The organism is Pseudoalteromonas luteoviolacea NCIMB 1944, assembly GCF_001625565.1.
GTDB classification, from domain to species: Bacteria; Pseudomonadota; Gammaproteobacteria; order Enterobacterales; family Alteromonadaceae; genus Pseudoalteromonas; species Pseudoalteromonas luteoviolacea_F.
The window spans coordinates 50,320-61,045 of the sequence record NZ_AUXS01000031.1; the positions used below are offsets into that span (position 1 = coordinate 50,320).

The following is a 10,726-nucleotide window of genomic DNA, read 5'->3' on the forward strand; positions in this document are numbered from 1 at the left end:
CACCATAATTCTCTTACTGATTCTCAATATGAAATTGATAAAGCGCAATGTCTAGAGCAAGTGCCTCGGAATATTACGAGGTATAAAGACCTCGTAATTGGCGTTAGATGTATAGTCCTTGCTGGTTGATCGTTAATTCGGAGTTTGCTTCATTTAACCACCCTAACTGTACAGGTAGCGTATAAAGTCTTTGGTTACCCAGTTGCGGCCACATATGACACAGGCCGGGCACGAGTACTTTAACTGTATGTATAGGTAAATCGTCTCTGCTGTGATCCACAATTAGGGTATCTAACCCAGCTTGTGCCAACTGCTCCACAATATTAATTATATTGTCACTAATATCATCACAGTAGGCCAAGGTGGTTTTACTAATTGCGCCATCTTGTGAAGGGTACATAAACGGCTCATTGGGGATTTTATCAAAGTCGAATAGAGACTTGTTGGCATCACGGTTTGGATAAAGTTGACATAATTCAGTCAACGCACGCTGTGCAGCCAAGGCGGGGTTGAGATGGCAGCCTAAACCTATTGTGAACTTCTTTGTCCTCTTTTCTTGAGCAACTGCGACCATAACCGAAACTTGATTATTATTTGTGACGTCGATAATCCAAAAGTCCATATTACTGGGTAACGTTTGTTCAACTTTTGCAATGAGGCTATCGGGCAGGCTTTCTAGTGGAAAACTTGGGCGGCTAATTTTGTTATACCACCATATTGCAACCGCGTCTCGTTCAATCAATTCAAGCAAGCCTTGAAGAATGGCCTCTTCTAGATTGTTACCAGCAGCACAGCCATTTGATTGCCATAAACAATATTCATCGTCATCAAATGGCATATTGGAAATACAGCATGCCATTGGGACATAGATACTGTTTTGTTGAGACAGAGACCATGCTTTTAGCCAATGAATTGGCTGATCTTGATAAGGTTTTTTAGCATACTTTTCCTCCCAAGAGGAGTGTAGAGAGTGTTGGAAAGTATGGTATTGCAATTCACTATAAGGCGTCAGGTCGTGTGGGCTATAGCTAGGTCCGTCCAACGCTGACTGAGTCGACAAAAATAATGGTTCATTGCCTTGATACAGCGGTGCGTATCGTTCGACTGCTTCACACAGTGCGCTGACCTTAGATTGAGTATCAGATACCCCTTTACCTGCACAAGCCATCGAGAAGTCAGCTAAAGACAGGTTAGAGAGTTGGCGCACAGAAGGGGTTTTTGAAAATCGCGCACAATATGTTTTTAGCGGTTTACCTGATTGCGGTTCCATGCAAGCAAAATAATTAACGACCCCAGTGATAGGGCTTATCAACGGCTGGAGTTTAGTTAATGTTTGCTCTGGTGAATAGCTTCGAGAGCCTCCATCGTTGTCAAACTGTATCGCCCGACTGTTCAAAGTGATAGGTTTCCCTAATCGCTGTTCAAGCGTATCCTTGCCCACCGTGGTGATCTGCTTGAATGGGTGGTAGCTAACTTGCTGAGTTTTATGAACAAACACACATAGCTGATGACTGTCAGTTTGTAGCTGCTTAATCAGCAGCTGTTGCAATTTCTGCTGTAGTTCGGGCGCAAGTTCTAACGGGTTTTCAAAAGGGACTTGTTGCACTGTATTGAGCTGTGAGAGTACTTTTCGTTCTGGTTGATTGTTGGCTATGCGTGTTTTTATCAGTGGCCAGTTCAATGAAGTGCTGCACTTTTGAGTAATAACCGGGCTGAGCCATAGCCTTTCTCCGGTTATTTTTAGCATAATCCAGTGGGTAGATTGCTCTATAATGCTATCTATTGCTGGATGGATAAAGTCATCGACAAATATAATCGTGGGTTTATTCACGAGGTTAAATGCACTGAGTAAATCTTCGTGGGAGCACAGTTGTAGCCAAGCTTGTAAATAGCTAGGTTGTGCCGCTGATAAATTGACCACAGGCAAATTTGAATGGTGTTGCAGCGTTACGGGGTGCGCCAGTCGATTTGTGGAATATGAATTAGACACAAAATCCGTAGTCGTTTGATCATAAATTAAACCCGCATTCAATAAATGGGCTGAGTACCGATTTAAATGTGCTCTCAAGTGGCTATGCTTGGTGCGCAGCGCGTTTTGCTCCTGACTGCCATCTGTGCCTATTAACTCAAGTCCTGGATAGTGTGCAAATTTTAAGAAATAGGACAAAACTTCGCCGACCAGTAAAATACCTTGCTCACTTATGGTTACTTTTTGAAATTTTGGGTGCCAATTAAAAGTTTTCATATCTAGTATCCAAAAAACTGCTTTGGATTGTGCTGTAATATATCTACTAGTTCAGCCGATTTAATGTCGGCGTTTTGGGTTTCGAGATTTGTATAGTCGAAATGCAAGTGATCGGGGTGAGGGAAGTCAGTACCAAAGAGCAGCCTGTCATGACCTATGGTTTCAATAACCTGCGCTAAACATGGTTCGTCCATCTCGATCGTGACCCAGCATTGACGCTTGAAATACTCAGAAGGTTGCATTTTAATTCGGTTTTTAATTAAACCCGGAAATTCGGTATAACAGATATTGTCTAGCCGCCATAGCCAGCTTAATAGCCAGCTTGCGCCCGCTTCAAAAAAGCCTAATTTAAGTTTGGGATGTCTCTCTAATACACCCGCATCTAACAAAGATAAAAATGCCAGTTGCATTTCGTGAAAATGGGAACATGCATGTAATGCAAAACGGCTTGTATAACGTTCTGTACCTGCGGTTGGAGCTTGTAAATTGGAGCCACCATGAAACGCAATGCTTATCCCTTTTTCTTCACACGCTTGCCAAAACTCGTTGTACACTGAACTGCCAAGGTGATGTCCGGCAATTATTTCTGGGCGCATAGTGATACTGGTCCAACCCATTTTTTCAATGGCTTCTAGTTGGCTGATCATGGAACTCGGGTCGTGGCGACTAATCAGGCCCACCCCTTTGAGCCGCGCTGGATTGTGGCTGCAATATTCATAAAGCCATGTATTGTAGCCTCTAGCATAGGCAATGGAGGCTTGGTGGCTTATAGACTGATGATTGACAATATAACTCGCTACATTAGGAAATAAACTGGCGCTGTGAATATGCGTCTCGTCCATATCTTGTAGCATGGTATGTGGCGCTGCTGCACTTTTACGCTTGTCGATGCTTTTGTGAAAAACCTTCGCACTTTCGATTTGAATGTCTTCATTCCAGCAATTGAGTAAGGGGTATTCACCAAGTTTTAATGTCGGTGGCAAAACGACCCTTGCGCTTTGCCCAAGACGCAAGGAGCGCTGTTCGGCTTTATGCTGAGTGTCATAGGTCAAGCTGTACTCAAACCCTTTTATTTCAGCTGGATCGACATAGTCTTGCCATATATCAGGTGTTTCTATCACGTGCCTATCTGCATCGTGGATAAGTATTGTCATTGATTTCCCTATTTTTGTACTGGAATATCAGGTTGATAAGTAAAGCATTGTCTTTACTTATCAACCTTTATTTGGTTACTTGGGCTAAAAATTAGCAGGCCGTTGCATTGGTAAATTTGCAATACTCACTGATTGCAATGGCCTGCGCCTTTTCATTTTCTGGTTTTATAGGTCGGTGATATGTAAAGGTGTTTCTTGGAATGTTATCAAAATAGCCCAAATGAACGTCATTTCCACGCGGTAAGCAAAATTTGAAGTTGGGGTCTATTTCAAAAGTAATATTTACATTCCAAGGTAATGTTTTTTGTAAAAATTTTTCAATCAGCTCTTGGCCACTGTTGGGGTTGCCAGATTCCAATATATTTCTGAAGTTAAGGAGTACCTTCTGCTCATCGCTCAATTCCTTTGGGTCGGGGTTTTTGTCTAAATCATGTGCCGCCCATGCCATTGTGATGATAGAGTTAGTGTATTCACCAATTGCCAGCCAATCCATATCATCATTGTCTGTATATGGGTGGCCATCTGCAACTAGGCCCATAAACGTTGGGAAAAGAGAGCTATACACTGAAATAGCTAGCGCCCGTACCGCTTTTGGAGGGGTATCTGGAATTTTGATATTAATGCTGTTAAGGCCACCAGCCCACTGACTAGAGTAATAAGGGTTCCATATGTTATTGTTTTTAGGAGTAAAATTTCCTTTATCATCCAAGCCGTCATCAACTATTAGCTCGCAGTGAGGTAGGATTTCATTAAAGTTTTTGGATTCCCCATTGTCATTGAACTTTAGAACTTTATCTTTGCCGGAATTGTAATATCCCTCAGGATTGTACCAACTTGCGGCGACATAGACTGAGTAAGCCGATACTATTTTTTGATAGATATTTTGCATTGCGTTATCCTTAATCTAATATATTTGAAACGATTAAACTTTATATCAACTCGATGATATAAATTGGTTATTCAATTGGTTTTTTTCCAGTATGTTTTATATCGCCTTCTGGTATCTGAACAGATAGATCTGCTGCTTTTTCAAGGTACAGCGAATAGCAACGTTCGTAAGGCGCTATTTTGCCTTGCTGCACAAAACACACAGACTTTAGCCACAGCAATTTAGGTAAAAAGAGGTGCTCGTTAAACCGCTCAGTTTGTGCAATAGATGCATCAATTAATTGCAGTGCTCGGTCGTACTGGCCTATTTCAACGTGAACTTCAGCTAACATAGCGCTCCAAAAACCATGCATTTGTTTGGCACCGTTAGCTTCAAGTGCACTTATCGATTTACTGATCTTTTCTGGAATGTTTAGTAGCCAGCCTTCCAAAGAATCTATAACGCCTACCCAATTGGCCAAATTATCTTGTTCGCAAATGGCTCTTGACTGGTCCAAGATGGCTTTGATTGTTCCCTTTTGATTGGCGAAGTAATATCCACACGCAGCATACACTTTTACTAACACAAGGCAGTGGCTGCTCTTTAACTGTTCAGATAGCTCTTCCGCTTCTTCAATGGATTTTACAAACTTGTCCATGTCGCCCATATAAGCATGCATTAAAGAACCAATACTCAATGCCCAAATATTGGAGTCTTGGCCATATTTAATGGTATGGTCACTGTGTTTTACAGGGTCATATAAGCGCCTTACTTCAGCGACACAATCTAGCCCCTGATGCAGCCTGCCTGCACGCCACAGTGCGTGGCATTTTACCGATAGTAATGCTGCACGTTGGCCATTATCTTGTGCTAACGGCAAAGACGACTCTATGATCTCAAGTACTTTGTTTACATCCCCTGCGACATTGACATGATTTGCAAGCAGAATTGCGGTATCAATCGACTGCTTATGCTGACCTAATCCCTCTAATAATTGTTGAGAATATTTGATAAGCGCTTCAACTTTGGCGGATGCCCAGCCAACTACCATCATAGAGGCCGTGATTAGTAGCTGATTTATTTCTAATAGTTCTTGGCCTTCGGCATCTATTTTGTTCAGTGCATCCATGGTTGCATCTGCATAGTGGATGCATTGCTCATAAGCACTTTTTGTTATTGCCATAGTTGCCGCTTTCTTTCCAAAGTACGCAGCGTCACGATACGACTGTCCTGCTAAGTAGTGGTAGTGGAGAATGTCGTTTGCGCTGTCTAGATTGGTCTTAGGGTTGCTCCTTATTGCAGAAGCGATTGTTAGGTGCGCTTTGTGTTGCAATTCTTTTGTCATACTTTCATAGGCAGCATCGCGGACCAGCGCGTGTTTAAATATATAGCTGTCACCCGCGACTTGACGTTGCCTATAAACTAATTCGGCATCGATTAGTTCTTCTAAATCAAATTGAATCTGCGCTTCCTCCTTTTTAGATGACGTAATCAGTAAATCATAGTCAAATTCTCTACCGATAGTCGCACCTAACTGAGCGGTCTCTTTAGCGTGTTGTAACTGATCTAGTTTTTGCTGCAGTGAATCTCTTAGGGTTAAGGGCACTAAAGCTTTTTTGTGATCGTTAATAAAATTGTAGGCACCATGTACTTTATGGATTAAATGTTGCGACTTCAGGGCGGTTACTAACTCTTCGATAAACAGTGGGATACCATCGGTTCGCTCCAATAACACGTCCATTAGTTGGTTGCTAATAGGGTGTTGTTCAAATAAGCATTGAATAACCTCTTGTGCACTTTCGCGATTTAATTTCATCAAAGGTAATTGACTAAAGCTCACTTTAGACAGCTGCTCAGGCAATACTTCGCGCGATGTATTGACCCAGCTATGTGCGCCAGAGTTAAATATATTGGACGCGGTAAAGTATGCGATAAAATCTTTACTTATCTGATCGGCCCAGTGCAGGTCTTCAAAGATAAATAAGTGAGCAGGGCGAGTTTCGGGGATTTCATTCAGCGATAAAGGTTGGCAAAGTAAATGTGCTAATAAGTTGAATAGATGTTGCTTTTGCACTTCGGGCGATAAGTCTGTAATCGGGTTTAGTTCGGGCAGGGGCAAACTTAACCAGGCCGATAAAATTAATACCCCGATTTCTTGCTGCTCCACATCTAATTCTGTTTGCGCCACAGCGTCTTTGAGTTTGTGCAAACTTGAATCTGGCGACAAAACATCGAGCGTATATTTATACTTTATGATGTTTAAAATAGGGTGCAGAGCATTGTTTCTGTGTTCGGGTAAGCACTGGGCCACAAGTTGGGGCCTATGTTTTGCTTTATCTCTGAGTTCAAAGATTAAACGAGATTTCCCAATGCCAGCTTCGCCATAAATATGAACCAGTGGGAAAGGTTTATTTGTCAGCTCAGTGTATTGAGTTGCTGATGTGACTAATCGTTCTACTAACTCCTTTAGCTCTCGCTCACGGCCAAAAAAAGCGTTGTTCTTTTTAGTGCCGCGTAAAAAACCAAAGGCTTCAACTTGGCGCTCGCCAGCCAAAATGAAATTATTGGCATTTTTATTGGTGTCATCAATCACAGGTTTAAAAGACAAATAATTATCGAGTAATAACTGTACGTTTTTAGAGCATAAAATTTGTCCAAATTTCGCTTTTCGACTGAGTTTGAGTGAATTGAGAGCGGTTTTACCTGTCGGCAAATCATCAGCGATGCTCAGCATCATGCCCGTTTCTATGCCAACTTGTATCTGACTATGAATGCCTTGGCTTTCCCGCAAAATGACATTTTTCTTTTGTATATTGCTGATCAATTCCAATGCGGTACGCCCACACAAGCGGCTATCATTGTCAGTGGTATTTGGATAGCCAAAATAAAACTGTAGCGTATCTCCTAATATCCCAACGTGGTATGCACCATAACGAATGGCGATATCAATACACTGCTGCATTTGGTCGGCATGAAAAGTATCAATAACATCTTGATCTTCTGAGTTATTACAGTCTATTTGCTCACAATTTAGGATAAGGCTCAACACAGTGATCTGTTTTCGTTCTGTCAACCGGGTGTAAGAGTATCTAGCGTTGTTAATTTGGTTATTGAGTAGCGTTTTTGTAACGTCCTCATACTGAGGTTCGCCTTCTTGTTTGCCTTGAAACTCCAAAGTGCCGACTAGGTTATTAAAGCTCAGTTTTTTAAATGTATGGTATAGCCCGGCAGTATTACTCGGCCGCTCGGAAGACTTTTTACTTAATACCCTGCGAAGCAAGCTAGCGGATTCATGACCTGCTAGTATACCTAGAGGAATATTCGCCGAGCTCAGCTGCTGATGAAATACGGCGGCGAGAGAGCTGCCAGATATCGTGGGTTTGCCTGTTAAACACTCTAAAAAAACAAGTCCCCATAAATAGATATCAGTTTGTGGCACCGGTGGTTCGCCTCTTAATTGCTCCGGTGAACTATAAGACGGGGTGCCAAGAGTTTCCTGCGTGAGTGTAATACTTTTATAATCATTCTGCCGGGCTTCTTGAGAAATCGTGCTAATCCCGAAATCAAGCACCTTTGCATGGACTTTTGCACCGACTTTGTACAACATAATATTGGCAGGTTTGATATCTCTGTGCACCACACCTTTCTCATGGGCGTTGGCTAATGCATCTAGTACCTGGGCCATGACATCAGCAGCCAATGGCGGCTCCAATGCACCAGAAACGAGTAATTTTTCCTTTAGACTCTGCCCCTCAATATATTCGTAAACCGCATATATTAGAAAATCACCTTGTTGACCTTTATCGATAAGTTGAACAATATTGGGATGATTGAGTTGGCTGACAAGAGACACTTCGCGGTGAAATCTGTCGATGCAGCGGCGATTTTTATCAATGTTGGCTTTATCTGATAGCGCTAAAAACTTAATGGCGACATTTTGACCTGTACTGATTTGTGTGGCTCTATAAACTTGGCCAAATCCGCCTTCGCCTATTTTTTCGGCAAGTAGATATTTATCAGAATTAAATACTTGGGGTAAGTTAAATACGATTTCGCTGCTGGCTTCCATTTGTTTTGAATTCACTCTTTTTTCAGTAAGGCAGAATCAACTAGTAATTGTCCCCAATATGGAACAAATTACATTTAATATACAATAACATGTCATTTGTAACAATAGGTTTAATATTACACTATAAGTGTTAATTTTTACTCATTCCAATTGATTGGAAAAATGTCAGTTGCTCTATTGAAATACTGTATCAATAAGAGGGTCTTTTATGAGACCAATCCTCCCGATACTTGCGACACAAAGCTATTTTCGATAATACCTATCATGGTGAAGTATTTATTGAGATGTTGAGATCGATGTTTCAAAACTAAAGCGTATTCAGTTGGTTAATTGCGCAATTTTGTACAAGCACTTCATACTCAGTTGCGTTAAGCTGAATTCTAGTAAGGGGGAAGTGTATGCAGCAGTCAAAGTTTAGCTTTCATCACGATTTAGGTGGACTGGAAGTACTTCATAATATTGATAAAAAAACAGATTTCGGGCGTCATAACCACAGTGGGTATACAATAGCGCTGGTGGATTGCGGGGCGCAGCGTTTTTTTCGTTCAGGTGATCAGCACCTTGCAGGTAAAAGCAGCTTAATTTTGATCAATGCTGAGCAAGTTCATGATTGCCGGAAAGCTTGTGAAGGGGTTGCATCATACCGTTCTATGTATCCAACACCGGAGCTTTTTAATAACTTGATGGACTGCGAAAAAAACCGTGCTCCGTATTTTTCAGACGCTGTGGTACATAATCCGGCACTGGCATGTCAACTACATAGCTTGTTTGATACGTTGGAATCACCAGCGAGTAAATTGGAAAAGCAAACGCAAATGGTGAGGTTTTTAAGCAACTTGTGCGCATCAGCAGGCCAGCTGAGACTGTCAGATGAGCAGGCCTCTGAGAGATGTCGTATCGCATTGGCTAAAACTTATTTGCAGGACAATTTATTTGACGATATTTCACTTACTGATTTGGCTAGCTTGATCCATATGAGCCAGTTTCATTTTGTGCGCTCCTTCAAAGCGCAAACAGGACTTACTCCCCATGCATTTCAAATTCAACATCGCCTGAATCACGCTAAGGCGATGCTGCGCTATGGCAAAAGTATCTCCGATGTTGCCAGCCAAGTTGGGTTTTATGACCACAGCCACTTTAGCCGGCATTTTAAGAAAAATATGGGTATCACCCCAAATCAATACAAACAGGCTTGTTAGAGACATGAATATCGCGATAAAAAAAGGCTTGCTAGACATGCTACCGTTAAATCTAGCGGTGCTTCCGTGGGGAGTCTTGTGCGGCTCCTTAGCCATTCAAAACGGCTTTTCGGCATTGGAAGCGCAGTTGATGTCGTTACTGGTCTTTGCTGGTTCCGCGCAGCTGGTTGCTATTGAGTTGATGGCAAAAGGCGCTTCTATTATTACGTTGGTCATTACTACATTTATTATCAGTGCGCGCCATTTACTTTATGGCTTGGCAATACGTAACAAAATGATAGATAAACCTTTGAAATGGCGTGGACCTATTGCTTTCTTTTTAACTGATGAGTTATTTGCATTTTCGCACCACCATCGGGCTTATCAAGGTAAGTTGCGACTTGTGTATGCATTAGTTGCTGGTGGTAGCTTTTATCTTGCTTGGAACTTGTGGACTTTTTTTGGCATCGTGGCTGGGCAGTTTTTACCTGATCTAACCAACCTTGGATTGGATTTTGCCATAGCCGCCATTTTTATCGCTTTGGTGGTGCCAGGGATTTCGAATTTACCTGTATTTTGTGCCTGCTTAGTATCGGGTGTGACGATGCTTTATTTTAAATCGATAGAGTTTGAATTTGGCTTAGTAGCTGCCGCGTTGCTCGGTATGAGCACGGGGTACGTATTGCAGACAAGGGAAGACAACTCATGATCGTGACAATTATTACGCTGGCCTGTGTGACTTTTGCCACCCGGTATTTGTTTTTAACTAAAAATTTGCCTTTTTCAATTGGCCCAAACTTTCAACGCTTTTTAAGTTATAGCGCGCCGTGTGTCTTAACCGCTATTTGGGTGCCGATTGTTTTGATGCCAAGTGGAAAGTTTGTAACTGAGTTACATAACCCATACTTGTTAGGGGCCTCTGCGGCCATTGTTTTAGCGTTTAAATTTAAAAACCTTTACCTTACCACCTTTGGAAGTCTGATTGTGTTTTATGTGTTCTTTTGAGCCAATATGGGCCCTGAATCAAGTTCAGGGTGACAGGGGCGTCAGAGTGACGGGTTATTTTTCGTCATTGTGGGCTTGCCCCGCAATCCATGTTTGATGTGGTTATGGGCCCTGAATCAAGTTCAGGGTGACGAGGTTTGAGTTCAGGGTGATAGGTGTGAGTTCGGGTGATAGGTGTGAGTTCGGGTGACGGGTTATTTTTCGTCA

The 10,726-nt window shown here is 42.1% G+C and carries 7 protein-coding genes; 3 read left to right on the forward strand and 4 right to left on the reverse strand.

What is annotated here, in order from left to right; translation table 11 throughout:
• Window positions 1–103 precede the first annotated feature (103 nt).
• From N483_RS11430 to N483_RS11445, 4 genes are all read right to left on the reverse strand, one after another.
• Window positions 104–2,245: a YcaO-like family protein gene (locus N483_RS11430; protein ID WP_023398424.1), complete on the reverse strand. Its 2,142-nt coding sequence runs from the start codon at window positions 2,243–2,245 to the stop codon at window positions 104–106.
• Window positions 2,246–2,247: 2 nt separating this feature from the next.
• Complete coding sequence (locus tag N483_RS11435) at window positions 2,248–3,399, reverse strand: amidohydrolase family protein (protein WP_023398425.1); 1,152 nt, start codon at window positions 3,397–3,399, stop codon at window positions 2,248–2,250.
• A 91-nt stretch (window positions 3,400–3,490) separates the two neighbouring features.
• Complete coding sequence (locus N483_RS11440) at window positions 3,491–4,288, reverse strand: hypothetical protein (RefSeq protein ID WP_023398426.1); 798 nt, start codon at window positions 4,286–4,288, stop codon at window positions 3,491–3,493.
• 67 nt (window positions 4,289–4,355) lie between these two features.
• Window positions 4,356–8,351: a TOMM system kinase/cyclase fusion protein gene (locus tag N483_RS11445; protein ID WP_155250737.1), complete on the reverse strand. Its 3,996-nt coding sequence runs from the start codon at window positions 8,349–8,351 to the stop codon at window positions 4,356–4,358.
• A 383-nt stretch (window positions 8,352–8,734) separates the two neighbouring features.
• Here N483_RS11445 and N483_RS11450 point away from each other — a divergent pair, with 383 nt between their 5' ends.
• Genes N483_RS11450 through N483_RS11460 form a run of 3 tightly spaced genes read left to right on the forward strand, consistent with a single transcriptional unit; the run spans window position 8,735 to window position 10,519 of the window.
• A complete protein-coding gene (locus N483_RS11450; protein WP_023398428.1) occupies window positions 8,735–9,535 on the forward strand; it encodes a helix-turn-helix transcriptional regulator in 801 nt (266 codons plus the stop codon).
• 4 nt (window positions 9,536–9,539) lie between these two features.
• A complete protein-coding gene (locus N483_RS11455) occupies window positions 9,540–10,223 on the forward strand; it encodes an AzlC family ABC transporter permease (RefSeq protein WP_023398429.1) in 684 nt (227 codons plus the stop codon).
• On the forward strand, window positions 10,220–10,519 hold the full coding sequence (locus N483_RS11460; RefSeq protein WP_023398430.1) for an AzlD domain-containing protein: 300 nt from the start codon (window positions 10,220–10,222) through the stop codon (window positions 10,517–10,519). The genes N483_RS11455 and N483_RS11460 overlap by 4 nt, the downstream gene beginning before the upstream one ends.
• Window positions 10,520–10,726 lie beyond the last annotated feature (207 nt).

Bases quoted from the DNA above. Each gene is read 5' to 3' on its own strand.
- N483_RS11435 (WP_023398425.1), bottom strand. From the start codon at position 3,399: ATGACAATACTTATCCACGATGCAGATAGGCACGTGATAGAAACACCT.
- N483_RS11440 (WP_023398426.1), bottom strand. From the start codon at position 4,288: ATGCAAAATATCTATCAAAAAATAGTATCGGCTTACTCAGTCTATGTC.
- N483_RS11455 (WP_023398429.1), top strand. From the start codon at position 9,540: ATGAATATCGCGATAAAAAAAGGCTTGCTAGACATGCTACCGTTAAAT.
- N483_RS11460 (WP_023398430.1), top strand. From the start codon at position 10,220: ATGATCGTGACAATTATTACGCTGGCCTGTGTGACTTTTGCCACCCGG.
- N483_RS11430 (WP_023398424.1), bottom strand. From the start codon at position 2,245: ATGAAAACTTTTAATTGGCACCCAAAATTTCAAAAAGTAACCATAAGT.
- N483_RS11450 (WP_023398428.1), top strand. From the start codon at position 8,735: ATGCAGCAGTCAAAGTTTAGCTTTCATCACGATTTAGGTGGACTGGAA.